The sequence below is a fragment of the Flavobacterium sp. GNP001 genome (assembly GCF_054343775.1).
Genome location: NZ_JBTGUX010000001.1, coordinates 3,049,884 through 3,073,068 on the forward strand (window position 1 = coordinate 3,049,884; position 23,185 = coordinate 3,073,068).

The 23,185-nt window shown below is 33.0% G+C and carries 17 protein-coding genes and 1 tRNA gene; 12 read left to right on the forward strand and 6 right to left on the reverse strand.

Annotation, left to right across the window (positions count from 1 at the left end; translation table 11 throughout):
- Window positions 1-185 precede the first annotated feature (185 nt).
- Together rpiB and ACXX8U_RS13110 are read right to left on the reverse strand one after the other, a co-directional pair.
- Complete coding sequence (gene rpiB / locus ACXX8U_RS13105) at window positions 186-617, reverse strand: ribose 5-phosphate isomerase B (RefSeq protein ID WP_458566224.1); 432 nt, start codon at window positions 615-617, stop codon at window positions 186-188.
- A 732-nt stretch (window positions 618-1,349) separates the two neighbouring features.
- A complete protein-coding gene (locus ACXX8U_RS13110; RefSeq protein WP_166132623.1) occupies window positions 1,350-1,583 on the reverse strand; it encodes a DUF2007 domain-containing protein in 234 nt (77 codons plus the stop codon).
- Between the two features lie 119 nt (window positions 1,584-1,702).
- Here ACXX8U_RS13110 and rnr point away from each other — a divergent pair, with 119 nt between their 5' ends.
- The 3 genes from rnr to ACXX8U_RS13125 are packed head-to-tail and all read left to right on the forward strand — an operon-like array spanning window position 1,703 to window position 5,290.
- A complete protein-coding gene (gene rnr, locus ACXX8U_RS13115; protein WP_458566225.1) occupies window positions 1,703-3,883 on the forward strand; it encodes a ribonuclease R in 2,181 nt (726 codons plus the stop codon).
- A gap of 18 nt (window positions 3,884-3,901) precedes the next feature.
- Window positions 3,902-4,570 carry a head GIN domain-containing protein gene (locus tag ACXX8U_RS13120; protein WP_458566226.1) on the forward strand — a complete coding sequence of 223 codons (669 nt, stop codon included), beginning with the start codon at window positions 3,902-3,904 and terminating at the stop codon, window positions 4,568-4,570.
- 39 nt (window positions 4,571-4,609) lie between these two features.
- Window positions 4,610-5,290 carry a LysE family translocator gene (locus ACXX8U_RS13125; RefSeq protein WP_458566227.1) on the forward strand — a complete coding sequence of 227 codons (681 nt, stop codon included), beginning with the start codon at window positions 4,610-4,612 and terminating at the stop codon, window positions 5,288-5,290.
- Window positions 5,291-5,597: 307 nt separating this feature from the next.
- Here the strand turns inward: ACXX8U_RS13125 and ACXX8U_RS13130 are convergent.
- Together ACXX8U_RS13130 and folB are read right to left on the reverse strand one after the other, a co-directional pair.
- Window positions 5,598-5,668 (reverse strand) — tRNA-Cys (locus ACXX8U_RS13130).
- 104 nt (window positions 5,669-5,772) lie between these two features.
- Complete coding sequence (gene folB / locus ACXX8U_RS13135; protein WP_458566228.1) at window positions 5,773-6,132, reverse strand: dihydroneopterin aldolase; 360 nt, start codon at window positions 6,130-6,132, stop codon at window positions 5,773-5,775.
- Between the two features lie 119 nt (window positions 6,133-6,251).
- On the opposite strand from folB, the gene ACXX8U_RS13140 reads away from it, so the two are divergent.
- Window positions 6,252-8,342, forward strand: coding sequence for a glutamine--tRNA ligase/YqeY domain fusion protein (locus ACXX8U_RS13140; RefSeq protein ID WP_458566229.1), 2,091 nt, complete (start codon window positions 6,252-6,254; stop codon window positions 8,340-8,342).
- 445 nt (window positions 8,343-8,787) lie between these two features.
- Here the strand turns inward: ACXX8U_RS13140 and ACXX8U_RS13145 are convergent, their stop codons facing one another.
- A complete protein-coding gene (locus tag ACXX8U_RS13145) occupies window positions 8,788-9,774 on the reverse strand; it encodes an SPFH domain-containing protein (protein ID WP_458566230.1) in 987 nt (328 codons plus the stop codon).
- A 78-nt stretch (window positions 9,775-9,852) separates the two neighbouring features.
- Here ACXX8U_RS13145 and ACXX8U_RS13150 point away from each other — a divergent pair, with 78 nt between their 5' ends.
- Complete coding sequence (locus ACXX8U_RS13150; protein WP_458566231.1) at window positions 9,853-10,482, forward strand: outer membrane beta-barrel protein; 630 nt, start codon at window positions 9,853-9,855, stop codon at window positions 10,480-10,482.
- A 59-nt stretch (window positions 10,483-10,541) separates the two neighbouring features.
- Here the strand turns inward: ACXX8U_RS13150 and gltX are convergent, their stop codons facing one another.
- The gene (gene gltX, locus ACXX8U_RS13155; RefSeq protein ID WP_458566232.1) at window positions 10,542-12,047 is read right to left on the reverse strand and encodes a glutamate--tRNA ligase; all 1,506 of its coding nucleotides are present in this window, start codon (window positions 12,045-12,047) and stop codon (window positions 10,542-10,544) included.
- A gap of 164 nt (window positions 12,048-12,211) precedes the next feature.
- On the opposite strand from gltX, the gene ACXX8U_RS13160 reads away from it, so the two are divergent.
- The 7 genes from ACXX8U_RS13160 to ACXX8U_RS13190 all read left to right on the forward strand — a co-directional run bounded on the left by ACXX8U_RS13160 (window position 12,212) and on the right by ACXX8U_RS13190 (window position 22,991).
- Entirely contained in the window at window positions 12,212-15,505 is a 3,294-nt protein-coding gene (locus ACXX8U_RS13160) for a hypothetical protein (protein WP_458566233.1), read from the forward strand.
- Window positions 15,502-15,921, forward strand: coding sequence for an rRNA maturation RNase YbeY (gene ybeY / locus ACXX8U_RS13165; protein WP_458566234.1), 420 nt, complete (start codon window positions 15,502-15,504; stop codon window positions 15,919-15,921). The genes ACXX8U_RS13160 and ybeY overlap by 4 nt, the downstream gene beginning before the upstream one ends.
- A gap of 125 nt (window positions 15,922-16,046) precedes the next feature.
- The gene (gene mnmG, locus ACXX8U_RS13170) at window positions 16,047-17,918 is read left to right on the forward strand and encodes a tRNA uridine-5-carboxymethylaminomethyl(34) synthesis enzyme MnmG (RefSeq protein WP_458566235.1); all 1,872 of its coding nucleotides are present in this window, start codon (window positions 16,047-16,049) and stop codon (window positions 17,916-17,918) included.
- 144 nt (window positions 17,919-18,062) lie between these two features.
- Window positions 18,063-18,911 (forward strand): class I SAM-dependent methyltransferase, encoded by an 849-nt coding sequence (locus ACXX8U_RS13175; RefSeq protein ID WP_458566236.1) that lies wholly within the window; start codon window positions 18,063-18,065, stop codon window positions 18,909-18,911.
- A gap of 254 nt (window positions 18,912-19,165) precedes the next feature.
- Window positions 19,166-19,771 (forward strand): OmpH/Skp family outer membrane protein, encoded by a 606-nt coding sequence (locus ACXX8U_RS13180; protein ID WP_458566413.1) that lies wholly within the window; start codon window positions 19,166-19,168, stop codon window positions 19,769-19,771.
- Window positions 19,772-20,021: 250 nt separating this feature from the next.
- Window positions 20,022-22,289 (forward strand): helix-turn-helix domain-containing protein, encoded by a 2,268-nt coding sequence (locus ACXX8U_RS13185; protein WP_458566237.1) that lies wholly within the window; start codon window positions 20,022-20,024, stop codon window positions 22,287-22,289.
- Window positions 22,290-22,406: 117 nt separating this feature from the next.
- Window positions 22,407-22,991, forward strand: coding sequence for a hypothetical protein (locus tag ACXX8U_RS13190; RefSeq protein ID WP_458566238.1), 585 nt, complete (start codon window positions 22,407-22,409; stop codon window positions 22,989-22,991).
- Window positions 22,992-23,185: the final 194 nt, after the last annotated feature.

Below are 23,185 nucleotides of genomic sequence, written 5' to 3' on the forward strand. Positions count from 1 at the left end.
AATTTTAAATATTTAGATACAAATATACTTAAAAAACGTTAATTCAGTCAGTACATTGACTGAATTTACATTAATTCAGTCAGTACGTTGACTGAATTAACATTAATACATTCAATAGAAAATAAAAAAAGCCCAGTGAAAAACCGAGCTTAATGTAATTATAAAGCTGCGAAGCAGCCTAAATTTTATTGACAGGCTATTTTATTGACACGATTTTGGTGTCTGCCACCTTCAAAATCAGTACTAATAAAAGCTTCAACCATTTCTAATACTTGTGGAATTGAAGTGAAACGAGCAGGAATACTTATAATATTAGCATCATTATGTTGGCGCGCTAAAACTGCAATTTCCTTAGTCCAACATAAAGCAGCACGAACTTGAGCATGTTTGTTAACAGTCATTGCAATTCCGTTTCCGCTTCCGCAAATTACAATTCCTAAATCAGCTTTACCTTCTGTTACATCACTAGCCACTGGATGCCCAAAATCAGGATAATCAACGCTATCAACTGAATCAGTTCCGTAATTGGTTATTTGATGTCCTTTTGCGGTAAGCATTTCAACAATTGCCTTTTTGTAATCTGGTCCTGCGTGATCGTTTCCTATTGAAATTTTCATTTTGTATGTTTTAAGTTGTGTGTTGCAAATTTAGAGAAACTATTCAACTATTAAGGAGTATTTAGAGCTAAGTTTGTTGCCACAAATTGATTGTTATAAACACTATTTTCAGGCCATTTTTATAATCTTATTTAAAGACTTAATAATGAAATATTTAGCAGTTATTAACAATTTTAATAAGTGTATAAATACTTGTAAATCAGTATAAAATGTATGGTTTAAATGTTAAAATTTTGCATTGTTAATACCAAAACGCAACTACTTGATATTCAGTTAACTTTAAGTTAACATAAAATGTTCATAACTTGGGATAGAAAATAAGAAGTATTTTTTGGTTGAATCGAAAAAATAACTAATCCAAAACTGACTTATTAATTCCTAATTTAGTTTGATGAATTTTTAGAAAAGTTATCAATACTCAAAACCACTTTATCAACTGAATTTTTAAAAATACTTATTTACAATTTTTAATTGTTTACAATTATCAACCGTTGTTAATTAAAATTGAAAAAGCTTTTAAAATCAACTATTTACTATTTTACAACTGTGTTGATAACTACAAATAACATCTTAAAACTGAAATACAATACTATTTTTAAAAAATTTATTGCCACTATTAACACACTATAATAACAACCAAGAAGATTTTAAAATTTAAATTTTCTTTTTGTTTATTTAAATATATGTTCACAACTTTCAAAAAAGAAAATTCAAAAATTTTTAAAATTGATCTCAAACGATTTTCAAATTGTTGTTCAGGTGATCCAAAAGAGCTTGCACTTTTTCAAAATCGTTTTGATGAATTTTGAGTTTGATTCCGCCGTAGGCAAAACTGCCAAACGGATCGACTGAAACTAGATTTTCGTTTTCGAACAAATGTGCAATCGATTCTTGCTCGAGCAAATGTTTGATAACTACAATTTCGTGAGCGTAATTGAATATGGCAATTGTTTTAAATGTGTCCATAAGTGTTGTTTTTATAAAGATACAATTATTCAGTTATAGTTATATTTTCTTTAAAACTAGGTTGCTTTGGTCGAATACAGTTTAGTATTTCGTAATTTTAGACTTTTAAGAACAGATTTATGAGTAAAAGATTAAGAAAGCCGATAAAGAAAGAGAAAGATTTCTCAGATAAAATTTTAAAAATACTATCGCAAAGTGCCAATAAAGCATTCAATTATAAACAAATAGGAGCTAAGTTAGAGTTAGATGATACCGCTAGTAGAAATCAAATAATTAAAGATTTAAAAATATTAGCCTCACAAAACAAGATTATTGAGTCGGAACCTGGTAAGTACTTGGTGAAAGCTGCTAGTCAAGATTATTACGAAGGTAAAATTGATATGACGGGCCGTAAAACAGCCTTTTTTGTTTGTCCAGATCTTGAGGATGATGTTTTTATTCCTACCGCAAACTTGAATCATGCTTTAGATAAAGATATCGTTAAAGTTTATGTGTACAACCGCAGAAAAGGAAAACGTCCTGAAGGTGAAGTTATTGAAGTCATAGAACGACACAAAACAGATTTTGTAGGTGTGATTGACATCCAAGCTAATTTTGCCTTTGTCTCTACTGCCAATCCAAAAATGTATACTGATATTTTTATTCCAAAGGATAAAATAGGTGAAGCGGAGCAAGGTGATGTAGTTTTGGTGCATATTGAAGATTGGCCTAAACGTGCCGATAGTCCGTTTGGTACGGTTGTGAAAGTATTGGGTAAACCAGGCGAACATGATACGGAGATTCATGCTATTCTTGCTGAATACGGTTTGCCATCAGAGTTTCCTATTGAAGTGGAAACTTATGCACAAAAAATAGATACTTCGATTACTGCAGAAGAAATTGCCAATCGTCGTGATATGCGTGATACATTAACCTTTACCATTGATCCAAAAGATGCTAAAGATTTTGATGATGCATTGTCTTTCAAAGAATTAGAAAATGGTAATTACGAAATTGGAATTCACATTGCCGATGTTTCGTATTATTTAGAAGAAGGAACCATCCTTGATGATGAAGCTTATCAACGTGCTACATCGGTTTATTTAGTGGATAGAGTAGTACCTATGTTACCTGAGGTTTTGTCAAACTTTGCGTGTTCCTTACGTCCGCATGAAGAGAAATATACGTTTTCGGCCATATTTGAAATTACTGATAAAGCGCAAGTGGTTAATCAGTGGTTTGGTAGAACTGTAATTTATTCTGATCAACGTTTTGCTTATGAAGAAGCGCAACACATCATAGAAACCAAACAAGATGTTATTCCGGTTGAGATTTCGATCACTGGAGCAGCTTATCAAGTTCCTGCAGAAATTATCGCAGCAACGCTTAAAATGGATGAAATAGCTAAGATTTTTAGAAAAAAGAGAATGGCTGATGGGGCCATATCTTTTGACAAAGTCGAAGTAAAATTCAACTTAGACGATGCAGGTGAACCACAAGGTGTTTACTTTAAAGTATCCAGAGATGCCAATCATTTGATTGAAGAGTTTATGCTTTTGGCTAATAAAAAAGTAGCAGAATACATTGGTAAACAAAAGAAAACCTTCATTTATAGAATTCACGATGAGCCTAATGAAGACAAATTAATAGCCATGCAAACGGTAATTGCTAAGTTTGGTTACAAAATTGATTTCAGAAACAAAGGCGATATTTCTAAGTCTTTGAATCAATTAATGGCAGATGTTAATGGTAAAAAAGAGCAAAATTTAATTGATACCCTGGCTATTAGAAGTATGAGTAAAGCCAAATATTCTACTGATAACATTGGTCATTATGGACTTGCTTTTGAATATTATTCGCATTTTACATCACCAATTCGTCGTTATCCTGACGTTATGGTACACCGTTTGTTACAGTTTTACCTTGATGGAGGAAAATCTGTTGATGAAGAAACGTATGAAACCAAATGTTTGCATTCTTCAACTATGGAAGGTTTAGCAACAAATGCGGAACGAGATTCTATCAAATACATGCAAGTAAAATACATGCAAGATCATCAGGATCAAGAGTTTTTGGGTGTAATTTCGGGTGTAACTGAATGGGGAATTTATGTTGAAATTATCGAAAATAAGTGCGAAGGAATGGTACGTATTCGCGATATACGTGATGATTATTATACTTTCGATGAAAAACAATATGCACTAACTGGAGCTACTTCAGGTAGATTATTGCAATTAGGAGACGAAATTTTCGTTAAAGTTAAAAATGCCGATTTAGTTAAAAAACAATTGGATTTTAATTTTTTAAGAAGAAATGAATAATAATTAATTCAAAAAAGTATGAAGAAGATAGCACTATTGGTATGCCTTGTTGTTACACAATGGAGCCAAGCACAAGTAACAAGAAATTTAGGTGATTTTGATGAAGTTAAGGTTTTTGACAAAATCAATGTCCTATTAATCCCTAGTAAAGAGAATAAAATTGAAGCTACAGGAGCTCGTGCAGATGAGTTAGAAATAGTAAATAAAAATGGCGAATTAAAAATTAGAATGCCTTTAACTAAACTATTGGCTGGAGAGGATATTACTGTAAAATTGTATTTTAAAGAAATTCAAGCTGTGTCAGCAAGTGAAGGTAGTACAGTACAAAGTGAGCATGATTTTAAACAAACGAGTTTGGCTGTAAGTGCTAATTCAGGTTCTAAAATTACTTTAGACATAGATGTTGAAAATGCGACGGTAAAATCAAATTCTGGAGGAATTGTTCACCTAAGCGGAAAAGCGAGCACACAAGACGTAAAAATCACTTCTGGTGGTATTCTTGAAGCAAGAGATTTAAATACTTCACAAACTAGTATCAATGTATCTGCGGGAGGACAATCAGAAATTCAAGCAAGTGTACTTGTTAACGCAAAAGTACGTGCTGGTGGATCAATTTTTATCTATGGTTCACCTAAACAAATCAATAAGGAAGTATTTATTGGTGGTACTATTTTGGAAAAAAAGTAGTACTTTGCCTTTCCTTTTAGGATAATAAATAGATTTTTAATGATAAACGATATACTGTCTGGAATTCCATGGGGAATTTTTCTAAGTTTTATGATTGGTCCCGTTTTTTTTATTTTACTAGAAACGAGTATTATAAAGGGATTTCGTGCAGCTTTGGTTTTTGATTTAGGGGTTGTTTTAGGTGATATCGTTTTTATTGCAATTGCGTATTTAGGTAGTTACAGATTGATTCAAAGTTTGAAAGATCAGCCTGCTTTGTTTATTTTTGGAGGAGTTATCATGTTGGCTTATGGTGTGATTTCATTTGTTCAACTCAAAAAAGTCGAAAAAATAAACACCGATTCTATTGACAGAGAAATTGTAAAGAAAAATTATTTCAGTCTTTTTATGAAAGGTTTTCTGCTTAACATTATCAATATTGGTGTGTTAGGATTTTGGTTGGCAATTATTATATCTATTGGCCCGAAATTAGAGATGCAAACACCAAGAATGTTAACTTTTTTCGTATCGGTGATTGGTACGTATTTAATTATTGATTGTTTTAAAATACTTTTAGCTAAACAACTTAAATCGCGATTAACGCCGCACAATATTCTTAAAATAAAAAAAGGAATAAGTGTAGTAATGATGGTTTTTGGGATTGTTTTAATCACTCAAGGTTGGTTTCCCGAAGAAAAAGAAATGGTAAAAAAAGCATTTGAAAAAATAGAGAATAAGTAATTCTAAATACTATTTAATTGACAAAGCCTTGATTCTAATACAGTAGTTTCAAGGCTTTTTTATTTTAACATATAAGTCATTTAAGTTTTTAATAGCAATAGTTTTTATTTATTTTTTTGGTTTAACTCTAAATTTCCTTAATATTTTAATGGTTTAAAAAGAGAATTTTTCTAAAAAAAACTCAAGTTTCCTTGAAGGTTTTGGAGGCATCTCCTGAAGTTTTTAGAACGATTCGAACTAAAACCTTATCTAATTTCTAAAAATATTTAACATAAAAAAAAGAGATACATTTCTGTATCTCTTTTAGAGGCATCGTCCGGATTCGAACCGGAGTAGGAGCTTTTGCAGAGCCCAGCCTAGCCGCTCGGCCACGACGCCATTGTTTAACGGATGGCAAAAGTACTTAAAAACTTTAATGTTTAAAAGTATTCACTTTAAAACTTTTAAAAATATTTTTTAGAACTCACAGTTCACTTTTAGTTTTAAGAGCGGAATTCTTCAATTTCGATGGTAACTGCTTCAACATCACCACCAATTGGCGGATTTAATTTTGATACCTGTACACGTGCTCTCGTAACACTTTGGCTTTCGTTAAAAATACGTTTGATGATTCGGTCAGCTACGTGCTCTAATAAATTCGAACGAATAGCCATTTCAGTCACTACTATGTGATTTAACAATACATAATCTACTGTATCTGCTAGTTGATCAGATAGGCGAGAGGTGGACAAATCAGTTGTAATATCAAGGTTTACCAAGTAATCTGAACCTATTTTTGATTCTTCAATCAAACATCCGTGGTACGAATAAGTGCGGATGTTTTTTAATGTTATAATTCCCATTATTTTTTTGTTTAAAGTTTGAGGTTTAAGGTTGAAAGTTAACTTAAGAGACTTTAAAGCTTAAACTTTAAACCATTTTAAACTTGCTTTTTTTATCTTTGCTAAAATAAAACAAAAAAATGTCAACTGAAGAAAAATCACTCCATTTTATAGAACAAATCATAGAAGACAGTATATCGAACGGTTTCCCGAAAGAGTCTTTGCGTTTTCGTTTTCCACCTGAACCAAATGGCTATTTGCATATAGGTCACGCTAAATCTATTTGCTTAAATTTTGGTTTGGGTTTAAAGTACAATGCGCCTGTAAATTTGCGTTTTGACGATACCAATCCTGCCAAAGAAGAGCAAGAATATGTAGATGCGATTAAAGAAGATTTGCAATGGTTGGGCTTTAATTGGGCTGAAGAACGTTATGCATCTGATTACTTTCAACAGTTGTATGATTGGGCTGTAACGATGATTAAAAACGGAAAGGCGTATGTAGATAGTCAGTCTTCTGAAGAAATGGCTGCACAAAAAGGTACACCTACGCAACCTGGTGTTGATGGACCTTATAGAAATCGTTCAGTTGAAGAAAATTTAACTTTATTTGAAGGTATGAAAAATGGTGATTTCCCTGAAGGAAGTCATGTTTTACGTGCCAAAATTGATATGGCTTCTACCAATATGTTGATGCGTGATCCGTTGATGTATAGAGTATTACATCGTCATCATCATAGAACTGGAAACGATTGGAAAATCTATCCAATGTATGATTATGCGCATGGCGAAAGCGATTTTATCGAACAAATTTCACATTCTATTTGTACCCTTGAATTTGTAATGCACCGTGAGTTGTACAATTGGTTTTTGGATCAAATTTATGACGATACAAAAGTGCGTCCAAATCAATACGAATTTGCTCGTTTGAACCTGAATTATACCGTAATGAGTAAGCGTAAATTACTGCAATTGGTTCAAGAAAATATTGTAAATGGTTGGGATGATCCTAGAATGCCAACTATTTCTGGGTTACGCAGACGTGGTTACACTGCTAATTCTATTCGTAAATTTTGTGAAATTATAGGTGTTGCAAAGCGTGAAAATATCATCGATTATTCGTTGTTAGAATTTTGCTTACGCGAAGATTTAAACAAAACGGCACCACGTGTATTGGCTGTTTTAGACCCAGTGAAATTGGTTATTACCAACTATCCTGAAGGTCAAGAAGAGTGGTTGGATGCTGAGAATAATCAAGAAGATGAAAGTGCTGGTTTTAGAAAAGTACCTTTTGCTAAGACATTGTTTATTGAAAGAGAAGACTTTTTAGAAGAGGCACCTTCTAAATTTTTTAGATTAAGTATCGGTCGTGAAGTGCGTTTAAAAAATGCTTATATCATTAAAGGTGAGTCTGTTGTAAAAGATGATTCTGGAGAAATTATTGAAATTCATGCTACCTATGATGCAGATAGTAAGAGTGGTAGTGGAAGTGAAGCTAGTCAACGTAAAGTTGCTGGTACCTTACATTGGGTTTCAGTCGCTCATGCTTTGGAAACTGAAGTTCGTTTGTACGATAGATTATTTTTAGATCAAGCTCCTGACAGTCATAAAGATAAAAACTTTTTGGATTTTATGAACCCGAATTCACTTCAGGTTGTAAAAGGATATGTAGAGCCTAGTTTAGCTTTTGTGAAAGCGGGTGACAAATTTCAATTTCAGCGTTTAGGATATTTTAATGTTGATAAAGACAGTTCTGCTGAGAACATTATTTTCAACAAAACTGTTGGATTAAAAGATGCTTGGGAAGAAAAAGGTAAAAAAGAAGAAAATCTTTTGATGAACACCCAAAAAGATTTGAATAAGTACGTTAAGGAAAAGGATGAAACTGCTGCAGTTGCTCTATTAACACCAATTATCGAAAACATTAAGAGTGTTGATAACTACAGTTTGTTAGTGCAAACAGTTGCAAAAAATATCAAAAATGATAACAATGCGCTGTTGTTTGCTAATTTGATAGTGCAACATTCTGATAAAGTAAAAATTAATTCGTTTGATGCAGATGTGGTTCAAAAATTTTATACAATGTCGTTAAAAAGTCAGTTGGCTTCGGTACGAATTGCTACAATTCTGAATTTGAAAAACGATGCTCAAAATTTAGTTTTATTTGAAACTGTTTTAGCAGAATTGAAAAATGTAGAAAAAAACGAAAAAGTGCTTGCTTTACTAAATTAGAAAATCACTTTTTTAAATATAGATATTATCAATAATAAAACTCCTTTAATCGGGAGTTTTATTATTATTAATAATTTCTATTTTATTTTTAAAAATTATTATTTTTAACTATTAAAATTGACTTTCATATTTTAATTTTAAGCCATTATTTTTATTTAGTTATCAATTTATATATTTTAAAAATTTTCGTTTGATTAAGATGTTTTAAATAGTTTTTAAGGTAAAAAGAGCCGCTTATTTTGGAATTTTGTTGCAATTCGCACTGTGAGTTTAAAAAATAGACTTGTTTTTGAATTTTCCACTTGAAATTTAAATTTTTGAAAATTTTACTAAAAATTTTGGTGATTATTTTTTATCAAAATGAAAGAGTAGGTGAGGAGTTAATTTTTGATTTAGTTTTCTAAAAAAGTATATCACAAAAAAAAGAGGCGCTTGGCCTCTTTTTTTATTTTTCCTCTTCAGGAGTTTCAGTTTCGTTTGTAGGTGGTTCTTGAATTTGTGTTCGCTTTCTATTTTCAGATGGTGCTGATTTTTTTTTCATCAATTCTCCAACTTGGTTTGAGGCACTAAAAGAAGCAATCATGTTATTCAACATGTCGCTTCCGGCTTGTGGTGAATTTGGTAACAAAATTAAATTCGAATTTGTGTCGGCACCAATTGCTTGTAAAGTGTCATAATGTTGCGTAACTACGATTAAAGCCGATGCTTCTTGGGAGTTGATACCTACACTGTTTAGAACATCCACACTTTCTACAAGGCCTTTTGCAATTTCTCTTCTTTGGTTAGCAATACCTTGTCCTTGTAAACGTTTACTTTCCGCTTCTGCTTCTGCTTTTGCAACGATTCTAATTCGTGATGCTTCTGCTTCAAATTCTGCAACTGTTTTTTCTCTATCGGCAGCATTAATTCTGTTCATTGCATTTTTTACTTGAATGTCTGGATCAATATCAGTAACCAAAGTATTGATGATTGTGTATCCGTAAGTAGTCATTGCTTCGTTCAGTTCACGCTTTACAGCGATGGCAATATCGTCTTTTCTTTCAAAAACATCATCTAGTTTTAACTTAGGTACTTCGGCACGAACTACATCAAATACATACGAGGTGATTTGATCGTGTGGATATTCTAGTTTGTAGAAGGCATCGTATACTGTTTCTTTGATAACCATAAATTGAACGGAAACTTTTAGTTTCACAAAAACATTGTCTTTGGTTTTGGTTTCGATGATTACATCTAATTGTTGGATTTTTAGGTTAACACGTCCTGCAATGCGATCAATGAGAGGAATTTTAAGATGTAAACCCGATTGTCTGATACTTAAAAATTTACCAAAGCGTTCAATTACAACCGCTGTTTGTTGCTTGACTGTAAAAAAGGAGGAAAGTAAAATAAATAGACCAAAGATCAGTAAGATAATTAATGCAATATCCATAATGTTTTTATTATTAGTTAAAAAATACCTCACAATTTACAAAAAAACTTTAGGTTTGTCTTTGTTAATATCATTAATATGAAAAAAATTAGCTTTATCATAATCTTAGTTTTTTGTGTCAGTAGTTCTTTTGCTCAGTACAGGTATAGAGATGCCAATCGTATTGGAATTTCTGTAGGAACAAATTATTTCAACTTATTGACATCTGATTTTGAAACCAATCCGGAGTTAGGGTGGAATGCGGGCCTATCTATGCGCGGTAATTTCTACAACAATTGGGATTTAGTGTATGCGATGCAGTTTAGTGAGCAAAAGTTTTCTGTAACAAGCAGTAATTTAGAACCTATTTCGTATAAATTACCGAATGCGGAACTATCACTGCTAGCGAGTTTTAAAGTAGTTGAAAATCATTTGAGTTTTGAATTTGGTCCCGCAGTGCAAATGAATGGAAAGTTAGGTTTGAACGCTAGTGATGAAAATAAAATAATTAAAGGAACTACTTTGTTAGCCAAGGATTTAAAAAGTATTTCAAATATTAATGTATATCCTGTTGTAGGTGTTACTTTTGGACTACGTCATTTTAGGGCTAACATTTCCTATCAATATGGTTTGCTTAATACTTTAAGCAATATAAAGAATACCAGTGCAGCCACACAAATTAAAGGGAATGCCAGTATACTTAACGGTAATTTTATTATTTATTTATAGTACAAGTTTGTGAAAATTAAAAAAGCTTCTATCCTATGTAGGGTAGAAGCTTTTTGATTTTATAAACTTGAAATAGCTTTGTTGATTCTGGAAATGGTTTCTTCTTTGCCAATAACTTCTACAATGTCAAATAGGTGAGGACCCTTCAGTGCTCCAACCAAACTCAAACGAAATGGTTGCATAATTTTTCCCATTCCAATTTCGTTTTTTGTCATCCAATCTTTTACTATGGTTTCGATATTTAGAGATGTGAAATCGGTAATTTCTTCCACTACAGAAATTAATTCTTGCATCAATGCAGGAGTTTCAGCTTTCCAGTTTTTGCTTGCTTTTTCATCATAACTTGCTGGTGCCACAAAAAAGAAATCACTCATTTCCCAAAATTCTGATACAAAATGAGCACGTTCTTTAATCAAAGAAACAATTTTAGTAAGCTTTGATTCTTCAACATTAAATCCTTTTTCAACCAAAATAGGAGAGAAGGCCTTTGCCAATGTAGCATCGTTTTGCTTGATTAAATACTGGTGATTGAACCATTTATTTTTTTCAGGATCAAATTTAGCTCCTGACTTATGTACTCTATTTAGGTCGAAGTTATTTACCAATTCTTCTAAACTAAATAATTCTTTCTCTGTTCCGTCGTTCCATCCAAGTAGTGCTAGAAAATTTACAACGGCCTGAGGAAAGAATCCTTTTTCTCTGTAACCAGAAGATGTTCCTTCATCTGTTGTCCAATCTAATGGAAATACTGGAAATCCCATTTTATCGCCATCACGTTTTGATAATTTCCCGTTGCCAACAGGTTTCATGATCAGCGGTAAATGTGCAAATTGTGGTGCTTCCCAGCCAAATGCTCTGTAAAGCAAAGCGTGTAATGGCATTGAAGGCAACCATTCTTCTCCACGGATTACATGTGATGTTTCCATTAAATGATCATCTACAATGTTTGCCAAATGGTATGTTGGCATTCCATCGCTTTTAAACAATACTTTGTCGTCTAAGAGATTAGTATCAAATTTTACATCACCGCGAATAATATCGTGTAAATGCAAAGTTTCGTTTATTGGAGTTTTAAAACGAATCACATAATGTTCGCCAGCCGCAATTCTTTTCTCTGTTTCTTCAGTAGAAATTACAAGTGATGTATCTAATTTTTCTCTGTTAGTATGGTTGTATATAAATGTTTTTCCTTGTTCTTCTTCTATTTTTCTAGCCGCATCCAATGCATCTGGAGTATCAAAGGCGTAATATGCATTGCCTGAATTGATCAAATCAGCTGCATATTTTTGGTATAGATCTTTTCTTTCGCTTTGACGATAAGGGCCAAACTTTTCGTTCTTACCTATTGTTTCATCAGGAGCAATTCCTAACCATTCTAATGCTTCCATAATATATGCTTCGGCACCAGGAATAAATCGGTTTTGGTCTGTGTCTTCTATGCGTAAAAAGAAGGTTCCATTGTTTTTTTTAGCAAACAAATAATTAAATAATGCGGTACGTACACCGCCTATATGTAAAGGTCCTGTTGGACTTGGTGCAAAACGCACGCGTACTTGTTGAGACATTGTTAAAATTTTTCACAAAGATACACTTTCAAAATTTTTAGGGATACTTTTTTGATTGTTAGTTGTCTGAGTTGTTATTTGTGTTGTATTTATTCTTGTTTTTTTTTGTTTTTTCTAGTGTTATAATTACTATTTTTAATGGTTATATTTTAAATCTAGTTCAAGTGGAAATTCAAAAGCGTATTTACAATAAATTAGAATCTTTTATTAAAAAATATTACACTAATGAATTGATTAGAGGTAGTATATTTTTTGTAGGATTGGGATTGTTGTATTTTTTGGTGACTGTTTTTATCGAGTATCTTTTATGGTTGCCTCCTGCAGGTAGAACCTTTTTGTTTATTGCTTTTGTTGGTACTGAATTGTTTTTGTTAATTCGATTTATCGCTTTTCCAATGTTTAAATTATTTAAACTTAAAAAAGGGATTAATTATCAGCAAGCTTCTTCAATTATTGGTAATCATTTTCCTGAAGTCAGCGACAAGTTGATTAATTTTTTACAGTTATCCGAGAATAATGTAGTCGGTAATAATTCGGAATTGTGGTTGGCTTCTATCGAGCAAAAAGCAAATGATTTGGCGCCAATTCCTTTTGTGAAAGCTATTGATTTTAGTTCTAATAAAAAGTACTATCCCGTGGCAATTATTCCTGTATTATGTATTTGTTTCATTTATTTCTCAGGTAATAGTGCGGTTATTTCACAAGGTTTAAATCGTGTTGTTCGATTTAATACTGCATTCTCTCCGCCAGCGCCTTTTAGTTTTAATATTATAAATAAAGATTTACTTGTGCAAGAAGGCAAGGATTTTATTCTAAACGTGGAAACAATCGGAAAGATAGTTCCTGAAAATGTTGTTGTAAAAATAGGTGATGAAAGTTATTTTATGGAAGTTGTTGATAGGTCTAAATTCCAATTTAAGTTTAGTAAACCTGCATCCGATATTGATTTTAGTTTAGAAGCGAATGGAATAGAATCACAAGACTATCACGTTACTGTTGTAGCTGTTCCTGCTATCGCAAACTTTGAAATGAGGTTAGATTTTCCAGCATACATTAAAAGAAATTCAGAATTAGTTAAAGGAACTGGTAACGCTATTGTTCCTGAAGGTACACGTGTTAGCTGGGTAATGTTAACTCAAGCTACTCAAAGTGTAGTTTTTAATGACGGTAATAAGAATTTTAAGTTTAATAAAATCAATAATTCATTCAGTTTTGATAAATATGTTAACCAAGACACAGAATATCAAATAGTTACTTCTAATAATTCCGTTCAGAACTTCGAAAAATTAAATTATCGATTAAATGTTGTGAAGGATCAGTTTCCTTCTATTAATGCTGCTGTAGTTCCTGATAGTTTGAAGGTAGATACTAAGTACATTGTGGGTCAAATTGCAGATGATTATGGCATATCTAAATTGCAGGTTGTGTATTATGATAGAGATAATATTTCCAATGTTAATCGTGGAACAATAACTTTTAAGAAGGGTAGTATTGATCAATTTGTTTTTGCATTTCCTGCTAATCTTCCTGTTCAGAAGGGTGTTGTTTATGATTATTATTTTGAAGTTTTTGACAATGATGTTATTCATAATTTTAAGAGTAGTAGATCGGCTGTTTTTTCTAGTCGTGTAGTTACAGATGCTGAAAAAGAGCAGGCAGTACTACAGCAACAAAACGACAATATTCAAGGTCTGCAAAAGTCACTTAAAGCACAAGACAAACAAATTGATGCTATTGACAAATTACAAAAAGCGGGCAAAGAAAAAGATAATTTCGATTTCAAAGATCAACAAAAAGTTGATGATTTTATTAAGCAGCAATCGAAGCAAGACGATTTAGTTAAAGAATTTACTAAGAAACTTAATGAGAATTTGTCTCAATTCAAATCTGATAAAAAAGATTTGAAAAAAGAAGAATTGCAAAAAAGGCTTGATAAAGCTGAAGAAGAAAGTCAAAAGAATAAGAAATTATTAGACGAACTTCAGAAATTAAATGATAAAATTCAGAGTGAAGAATTACTGTCTAAATTAGATAAATTTAAGCAAAATAGTAAAAATCAAATTAAGAATTTAGAGCAATTAGTTGAGTTAACTAAACGGTATTATGTCGAGAAAAAGGCTGAACAAGTAGCTGACAAACTTGAAAAGTTATCGGAATCTTTGGATAAGAATTCAGAGTCTAAAGAAAACAATACTATTAAAAAGCAAGAGGACATTAATCGTAACTTTGATAAAATCAAAGATGAGTTAAAGGAATTACGTCAAGAAAACAAACAATTAAAATCACCATTGGATATTCCCAATGATGCGGCTAAAGAAAAAAGTATTGACGATGATTTGAATAAAGCTAATGATGATTTAAGCAAAAATAAACAAGAAAAAGCCAAATCGAACCAGAAGAGTGCGAGTAAAAAAATGAAGGAAATGGCTCAAAAGATGCAAATCGAATTAGAGCAAAGTGAGAAAGATCAGTTGCAAGAAGATGTTGCTATGTTACGACAAGTTTTAGATAATCTACTAGCGTATTCTTTGTCGCAAGAAGATTTAATGAAACAATTCAAAGGGTACAAAACAGGTGCGCCATCTTTTAATAAAAACATTAAGATTCAGCAAGACTTAAAGCAGCAATTCAAACATGTTGATGATAGTTTATTTGCTATGTCTCTCCGTAACCCAAAAATTGAAAGTAGTATCACAAAGGAAATTGGTAATGTAAGTTACAATGTGGAGAATGCTATTAATAGTTTTACGGAAGCGCAATTGCCTAAAGGTATATCTCATCAGCAATATGCTGTATCAGCTTCGAACAAACTTGCTGATTTTTTGAGTCAAATTTTGAGTAACATGCAAATGCAATTATCTGGTATGGGTGCTGGAAAGCCGCAACCTGGTCAAGGTAGTGGTATGCAGTTGTCAGATATTATTCAAAAGCAGGACGGCTTAGGTGACAAAATGAAACAGGGTATCAAGGAAGGGAATAAGCCTGGTAGTAATAAACCTGGTAATGATGGCAAGGCCGGTAGTAAAGGAAGTGGAGGAGAAGAGGGTGAAGGTGATGCAGAGTTGATATTGCAAATTTATCAAGAGCAGAAACTACTGCGTGAATCGCTTCAAAATGAATTGAATAAGCAGGGAGCTGGTGTTTTAGGACAAAATGCTATTGAGCAAATGAAGCAGCTTGAAAAACAAATCCTGAATAAAGGTTTTAAGAATGAAACTTTACAAAGAATTTTAAATATTAAGCAAGAATTACTTAAACTTAAATCGGCTCTCCAGCAGCAAGGTCAAGATAATAGCAGACAGGCTGAGAGTTCAAAAAAAGAATTTAACAATCGAGTTAATGCACTTCCAAGTGCGCTTAGTGATTATTTAAATAGTATTGAAATATTAAATAGACAATCGCTACCTTTGCGCTCGAATTTTAATCAAAAAGTTCAAGAATATTTTAATAAAAAATGATCAATTTTAATTACGAAACTGATTTTGAATTAGACAATGAGGCCGCTGTTCAACAGTGGTTAAGTCGTGTTATTGAGTCAGAAAATAAAAAAGAAGGGGAGATAAATTATATTTTTTGCGATGACGATTATTTGCATAAAATCAACATGGAGTATCTTCAACACGATACACTTACTGATATCATCAGTTTTGATTATTGTGTAGGTAGTGAAATAAATGGTGATGTTTTTGTTTCTATTGAACGTGTAAAAGAAAACGCATTAGATTTTAATGTGGCTTTTGATGAAGAATTGAAAAGAGTATTGGTGCACGGTGTTCTACATTACTGCGGATACAAAGATAAGACTGAAGCTGATGAGATGCTGATGCGTGCTAAAGAAGATGAAAAAATATTGTTGTTTCACGTGGAACAATAACCCAATTATAATAATATTTTGTTTCACGTGGAACACGGCTTGCCTTTTCTTTGTTTAATTTGTTTCACGTGGAACAAATCTTTTAATAAATCAATCATGCCTTCATTGGCGTAAAGAATGATATAATGTTTCAAAACGAATATGATGTTATTGTTGTTGGTGCGGGGCACGCAGGTAGCGAGGCCGCGGCTGCGGCAGCAAATTTAGGTTCAAAAACTTTACTGGTTACGATGAGTCTGCAGAATATTGCGCAGATGTCTTGTAACCCTGCTATGGGTGGTATTGCCAAAGGACAAATTGTGCGGGAGATTGATGCATTAGGTGGGTACTCTGGTATTGTGTCTGATCGTACTGCTATTCAATTCAAAATGCTGAATAAATCCAAAGGTCCTGCGATGTGGTCTCCAAGAGTGCAAAGTGATCGTATGCGTTTTGCTGAGGAATGGAGGATGATGCTTGAGGGAACTGCTAATCTTGATTTTTATCAAGAGATGGTAAAAGGTTTGATTATCGAAAACGGAAAAGTCAAAGGAATTAAAACCTCACTCGGTGTTGAAATTCGATCTAAATCTGTTGTGCTTACAAATGGTACTTTTTTGAATGGATTGATTCATATTGGTGAAAAACAATTTGGTGGAGGTAGAGCTGGCGAAAGTGCAGCGCACGGAATTACTGAAGATTTAGTTGAAGTAGGTTTTGAAGCTGGCAGAATGAAAACGGGAACACCTCCTCGTGTTGATGGTCGCTCTCTTGATTTTTCTAAAATGAATGAAGAGAAAGGCGATGCGCGCCCAGATAAATTTTCTTATTCAGATGTGACTAAACCTTTAGTTCATCAAAGATCTTGTCATATGACGTATACGTCTTTGCAAGTGCACGATATTTTACGTGAAGGTTTTGATCGTTCGCCAATGTTTAATGGTCGCATCAAAAGTTTGGGTCCGCGTTATTGTCCATCTATAGAAGATAAAATTAATCGTTTTGCGGACAAGGAAAGGCATCAACTTTTTGTAGAGCCAGAAGGTTGGAATACTTGTGAAGTTTATGTAAATGGTTTTTCAACTTCCCTTCCTGAAGATATTCAGTTCAAAGCTTTGAGTTCTGTCGCCGGTTTTGAAAAGGTTAAATTTTTTCGTCCAGGATATGCAATTGAATATGATTATTTTCCTCCTACACAACTAAAGCACACGCTCGAAACTAAGCAGGTTGAAGGTTTGTATTTTGCTGGACAAATTAACGGGACAACAGGATATGAAGAAGCAGCTTCGCAAGGTTTAATGGCTGGTATCAATGCGCATTTAAAAGTTTATGAAAAAGCGCCATTAATTTTAAAGCGTGATGAAGCCTATATTGGAGTTTTGATTGATGACTTAATTACCAAAGGCACCGAGGAGCCATATAGGATGTTTACGTCGCGTGCAGAGTATAGAACTTTGCTTCGTCAGGATAATGCCGATTTTAGGTTAACACCAATGTCGTATGAAATAGGTTTAGCTTCTGAAGCTCGTTTGAGAAGAATGGAACATAAATTAAAGGAGTCTGAAAAGATGGTTGCTTTTTTCAAAGAAACTAGTGTTTCAGTTGTAGAAGCTAATCCAATTTTAGAATCAAAGAGCACTGCTTTGATTTCGCAAGGGGATAAAATGTTTAAAGTTTTTTCTCGTCCGCAAATTGATTTAGAAGATATCATGAAATTTGATAAGGTTAAAGAATATGTTCTAGAAAATCAATTGGATCAAGAAATTTTAGAGCAAGCGGAGATTCAAGTAAAGTATTCTGGTTATATCGAAAAGGAGCGAAACAATGCTGATAAATTAACTCGTTTAGAAGATGTAAAGATTCCTGAAAACTTTGATTATGAGAAAATAAAGTCAATGTCAATTGAAGCAAAACAAAAATTGAGTAAAATTCGACCGGTAACTATTTCACAAGCTTCAAGAATTAGTGGGGTTTCGCCGAGTGATATTTCAGTTTTGTTGATTTACATGGGTAGATAGTTAATCTTGTTCCACGTGAAACTACGGCCGAAAGTCCCGTCATTACTCAGAAGTGACAGAATAAAATAATTTTTTAACCCTAAAAACGCTAATTGTGGTTTTCAGGGTTTCGTTTACTAATAAAAACAAAAGCACAATAAATTAATGGATATTTCAAATCAACAGCCTTTTTTAACTGTTAAAGATCATTCTGTTTCTCAGGAAATTTTTAATTTATACTATGATTCAAATTTAGATATGTTGGTTACGCAGCCACAACCTAGTTTGGATCAGTTAGGTAAATATTACGAAAGTGACGATTATATTTCGCACACCGATAGCAAACGTTCTCTTTTTGAAAAAGCGTATCATGTAGTAAAAGGTATTGCGCTCAAAAACAAGTTGAATTTGATAAATTTTGAACAAAAGTCAAAGGGAGCTATTTTAGATATTGGTGCGGGTACCGGAGATTTTCTAGCTGTTGCAAAACAAAGTGGTTGGACGACTACTGGAATTGAACCAAGCGCTAAAGCAAAATCTATTGCGATTTCAAAGGGAATTTCATTCGTTGAGAATACAACTGATTTGGCTAACCATTCTTTTGATGTTATCACTATGTGGCACGTATTAGAGCATGTACCTGATCTTGATTTTCAAATTAAAGAACTAAAGCGTTTATTAAAACCAACTGGAACTTTGATTGTGGCTGTTCCTAACTTCAAATCTTTTGATGCAAAGCATTACGGAAAATTTTGGGCCGCTTATGATGTGCCCATTCACTTTTGGCATTTTTCTAAAAAGGCGATCGAACTTTTATTTGCAAACGAAAACATGAAATTGAAAAAAGTACTTCCAATGAAATTTGATTCTTTTTATGTTAGTCTATTATCAGAAAAGTATAAAAATGGTAAAATGAATTTTATCAAAGCTTTTTTTGTCGGATTGCAAAGTAATTTGAAAGCGGCAAGTAGTAAAGAGTATTCATCACACATTTATGTGCTAAAAAACAAGTAAAAATCATTTTAAGGCCATTTACGGGGTTTTTTAGGTGTTTGTTTTCAATTTATATACCTATTTTAGAATCTTTCTTTAAATGAAATATATGAAAGTCGTTTTTAATAGACGTAAATGATGTTTTTTATTGAAAATATAAAATTTGTTTATGGAATAAAAATCAGCTGATTTTTTGCAGTTTTTGCCAATCCTATCTAATTTTTTATATTTTTGTCCTTATTACTAAAAAACCAGAAATTCACAAAATGAAAGCAATGATTCCAAATTTTAAAAAAACTACCTTTTCTCAAAAAAGTAAAAAAGCATTAGTACTCGTTGCTTTATCTGTTGCGTTAGTAAGTTGCAACAAACCAGCCGAAGCTGCAAAAGAAGTAAAAACTGCTTATGTTGATACAGCTGAATTGATGAAAGAATACACCGAAGCAAAAGATCTAGAAGCAAAATACAAGTCTAAAGCGGAAGAAAAAGGCCGTCAATTGGAAGCTGAAATCAATCGTTTCAAACAAGAAGCAGCTAATTTTCAGGCACAAGCGCAAGCTAACGGACAAGAGTGGGCTCAGAAAAAAGGTGCTGAATTGCAAAAAAGAGAACAACAATTAGGATATGCGGAACAAGCTTTGTCTCAAGAGTTACAAATGGGAATGAGTAAAGAAAGAGATTCATTAATTAGCGGAGTTACTAAATTCATTAAAGCTTACGGCAAAGAGAAAGGATACGCTTATATCTACGGTACAGGAGATGCGGCATCAATTTTATATGCTGAAGATAAGTTTGATATCACTAAAGATATAATTAAAGTCTTGAACGACAAGTACAAAGGTGCTGCCAAAACAGAAGAGAAAGCAGCTCCTAAAAAGTAATAAGTAAAGGGGTTATTAATTCTAAATTTATGCCTTCGTCTAGCAATAGATTGAAGGCATTTTTTATTCAAATTGAAATTGACATTGTGATTCAATGTGTGTTTATTTGCTAGTAATTTTTTGTTCTTAGTTACACTTATTCTCAAAAGGAGTTATTTATTTTGATTAGTCAAAGTTGAGATTAAAATTTATTACACCCTCTTTTGTTTTAGTCACATTTTCAATACTTTAGTATTTTATTTTAAACGCCATGCAAACTATATCCGAAGCCGCTTCTTACACTTTACGATTTATTAATCAAACGCAACGATCTGTTTTCTTGACTGGAAAAGCGGGAACTGGTAAAACCACTCTATTGCGAGAAATTATTCAAACAACTCACAAAAATACTGTTGTAGTTGCTCCAACGGGCATTGCTGCGCTTAACGCTGGCGGAGTGACTATTCATTCGATGTTTCAATTGCCTTTTGGCGGTTTCATTCCTGATAATTCGGCGCCTCAGTTTTCTGAAAGTACCAAGTTTGAAACTAAAGCAACCTTGCGTAGGCACTTTAAAATGAGTGGTTTGAAAAAAGCGGTTATTCGAAATATGGAATTGTTAGTTATTGATGAAGTAAGTATGCTCCGCGCTGATTTACTGGATGCTATGGATTTTATGATGCAAACAGTTCGAAAGAAAAATCTTCCTTTTGGTGGAGTTCAAGTTTTGTATATTGGTGATTTACTGCAATTGCCGCCGGTGATTCGTGATGAGGAGTGGAGTACTTTAAGAAATTATTACCGAGGTAAGTTTTTCTTTCATTCTCATGTGATTCAGCAACATCCGCCATTGTACATTGAGTTGTCTAAAATTTTTCGTCAAACTGATGATGCTTTTATTTCAGTTTTAAACAACTTACGCAACAATCAAATTACGCAAGAAGATTTGAAAACTCTTAATCAGTTCGTAAAACCTGATTTTGATTTAAAAGCCAACAAAGGATATATCACCTTGACTACGCACAATCATAAAGCCGATGCAATGAACGCTCAGGCATTGGCAGATTTGAAAGGCGAGCTTATAACCTATAAACCAGAAATTACAGGCGACTTCCCGGATAAAATTTATCCTGTGGAGCAAGATTTAAAACTTAAAGTGGGCGCTCAAATTATGTTTGTTAAAAATGACTTATCATTTGATAAACATTATTTTAACGGAAAAATGGGTATCATTAAATCACTTGCTAGTCAAGAAATTCTAGTACACTTTCCTGAGGAAAACAAAACGATTGAGGTTGAAAAATACGAGTGGCAAAATATCAGATACAAAGTTGATCCTGCCACAAAAGAGATTGAAGAGGAGGTTTTAGGAACTTTTGTGCACTATCCTATCAAATTGGCGTGGGCCATTACGGTGCATAAAAGTCAAGGTTTAACTTTTGACAAAGCAGCGCTTGATGTATCGCAGGTTTTCTTGCCCGGGCAGGCCTATGTTGCATTATCGCGTTTACGTTCGTTTAACGGCCTTGTTTTGCTTTCTGCGTTGCGAATGAATGGTATTTCTAATGATCAAGACGTGATGGATTATGCAAACAACAAGGCAAGTGAAGATTTTTTGGCTAATGCACTGCATTTTGAAACCAAAAATTTTATCCATCAATATTTAGTTCAATCTTTTGACTGGAACGATGTGGCACAAGAATGGCGCAATCATCGCTTTAGTTACAACGAAGATGCTCAAAATTCTGAGAAATCAAAGCATGCCGTTTGGGCAAAAAACCAAGCAAATGCTATGGATGAATTACTCGAGCCTTCGCAAAAATTTATTAAACAACTGCATTCACTTTTCAGTAAAGAAACTGTCGATTTAAATCATATTGCGGGTCGTGTTCAGGCTGCTTATTCTTATTTTTTTAAATCCTTGGACGATCTTGTTTTTGAAATTTTATGGAAAATTGAAGAGGTTAAGCGAAGTAAAAAGGCCAAAACGTTTTTTGATGAATTGACTATTTTAGAGGAAATGCAAACTAAAACGGTTTTGCGATTGATGAAAGCCAAATTGTTGATTGAAACAGTAGTTGCTGGTGAAACCATTTCGAAAGAAAAACTAACTTCGACGGAAATTAAAACATACATCACCCGAAAAACTGAGGCGATTCAAAAGCAGTTTAAAGAGGTGAATGTTACACTCATAGAAGATGAAAAAGATTTACAGCGTTATACATCCAAAAAAATAAAAACAACAGCGCCTAAAAAATCTACCGTGCAGGAAACTTATGATTTGTGGGTTGAGAAAAAATCTATTGAAGATATTGCCACGATAAGGGTTTTGACCAAGCAAACCATTTGCGGACATTTTGTAAAATTAATTCAGGCTAAAGCAGTTGCTATAAATGAATTGCTTCCCGAAGATAAACTTCAAGACTTAGCCGTCGCTTTCGCAGGTTACAAAGAAGAATCGCTTAATGCATTGATGGAACAACATGGTACCAAATTTTCATGGGATGAAGCTCGTATGTACAAGGCTAGTTTGAATTAACTGTTATAAATTTGATGTTGAATTGATATTTCAAGTATTCAGATTTTATATGTAATTTTATTCTGTTTTAAAGATCGAAAATGAATGGGCATAATCAAATCAAAAATAGGTAACGAAATGAAAAATTGTATTTTATCTTTAGTGTTATTGTTTTCTATCAGTTATTCTCAAGCGCAAACTTCGGCTTCAGGTTACTACGTCTCCCTTTCAAACGACACAATAAAAGCACAAATTAAACTTCCAAAATCAGTATTTGGTTCCTTTGATTTTTCTAAGTTTCTGTTTAAAGTAGAGGTTGTCGAGCAAAACACCTCAGAAAAAAAATTCAAACCCGATGCGATAAAAAGTTTCGGATTTACGTTTGAGGGTCAAGAATATCAGTTTTTTGGAAAACCTACTGTAACCAAAACCAATTATAAATTTCTGGAGGCTGTTGTTTTAGGTCCAAAAACAAGTATTTATAAATTTGAAACCGTGAATCAAAACGGTGGATCCTTGGGGACTTTTTATACTTTTGAAAAAGCGGATGGTACTTTTGAATTCTTCAATACAGGTATGCGAAATCTGGAAAAATTTAAAGATGTTTTAAAAGAGTTCTACAAAGACTATCCGGCTGCAATTGTGGCAATAGATGCCAGATTTAAGCAAAAAGCTACTTTTAAGTCAGATATTATTGCTGTTGCAAAAGCCGTAAATAATTAATTTTCCTTTTCAACGATATACCTGCAGTCCTACTTATAAAACTTTTGTGAATGATTTACCTGTTCAACCATCATACATCTCTTCAACATTAAATCTAGCATTGGATTTGAGCTTTGAAATTATCGTTTTTAAATGCTTTTCTAAGAATTACTATCAAGAAGAGCTTTTATTAAAATTTAAACCGCAAATCGTCT

Excerpts from the sequence above, each read along its gene's own strand:
- rpiB (WP_458566224.1), bottom strand. The coding sequence starts at position 617 with ATGAAAATTTCAATAGGAAACGATCACGCAGGACCAGATTACAAAAAG.
- ACXX8U_RS13110 (WP_166132623.1), bottom strand. The coding sequence starts at position 1,583 with ATGGACACATTTAAAACAATTGCCATATTCAATTACGCTCACGAAATT.
- rnr (WP_458566225.1), top strand. The coding sequence starts at position 1,703 with ATGAGTAAAAGATTAAGAAAGCCGATAAAGAAAGAGAAAGATTTCTCA.
- ACXX8U_RS13120 (WP_458566226.1), top strand. The coding sequence starts at position 3,902 with ATGAAGAAGATAGCACTATTGGTATGCCTTGTTGTTACACAATGGAGC.
- ACXX8U_RS13125 (WP_458566227.1), top strand. The coding sequence starts at position 4,610 with ATGATAAACGATATACTGTCTGGAATTCCATGGGGAATTTTTCTAAGT.
- folB (WP_458566228.1), bottom strand. The coding sequence starts at position 6,132 with ATGGGAATTATAACATTAAAAAACATCCGCACTTATTCGTACCACGGA.
- ACXX8U_RS13140 (WP_458566229.1), top strand. The coding sequence starts at position 6,252 with ATGTCAACTGAAGAAAAATCACTCCATTTTATAGAACAAATCATAGAA.
- ACXX8U_RS13145 (WP_458566230.1), bottom strand. The coding sequence starts at position 9,774 with ATGGATATTGCATTAATTATCTTACTGATCTTTGGTCTATTTATTTTA.
- ACXX8U_RS13150 (WP_458566231.1), top strand. The coding sequence starts at position 9,853 with ATGAAAAAAATTAGCTTTATCATAATCTTAGTTTTTTGTGTCAGTAGT.
- gltX (WP_458566232.1), bottom strand. The coding sequence starts at position 12,047 with ATGTCTCAACAAGTACGCGTGCGTTTTGCACCAAGTCCAACAGGACCT.
- ybeY (WP_458566234.1), top strand. The coding sequence starts at position 15,502 with ATGATCAATTTTAATTACGAAACTGATTTTGAATTAGACAATGAGGCC.
- mnmG (WP_458566235.1), top strand. The coding sequence starts at position 16,047 with ATGTTTCAAAACGAATATGATGTTATTGTTGTTGGTGCGGGGCACGCA.
- ACXX8U_RS13175 (WP_458566236.1), top strand. The coding sequence starts at position 18,063 with ATGGATATTTCAAATCAACAGCCTTTTTTAACTGTTAAAGATCATTCT.
- ACXX8U_RS13180 (WP_458566413.1), top strand. The coding sequence starts at position 19,166 with ATGATTCCAAATTTTAAAAAAACTACCTTTTCTCAAAAAAGTAAAAAA.
- ACXX8U_RS13185 (WP_458566237.1), top strand. The coding sequence starts at position 20,022 with ATGCAAACTATATCCGAAGCCGCTTCTTACACTTTACGATTTATTAAT.
- ACXX8U_RS13190 (WP_458566238.1), top strand. The coding sequence starts at position 22,407 with ATGAAAAATTGTATTTTATCTTTAGTGTTATTGTTTTCTATCAGTTAT.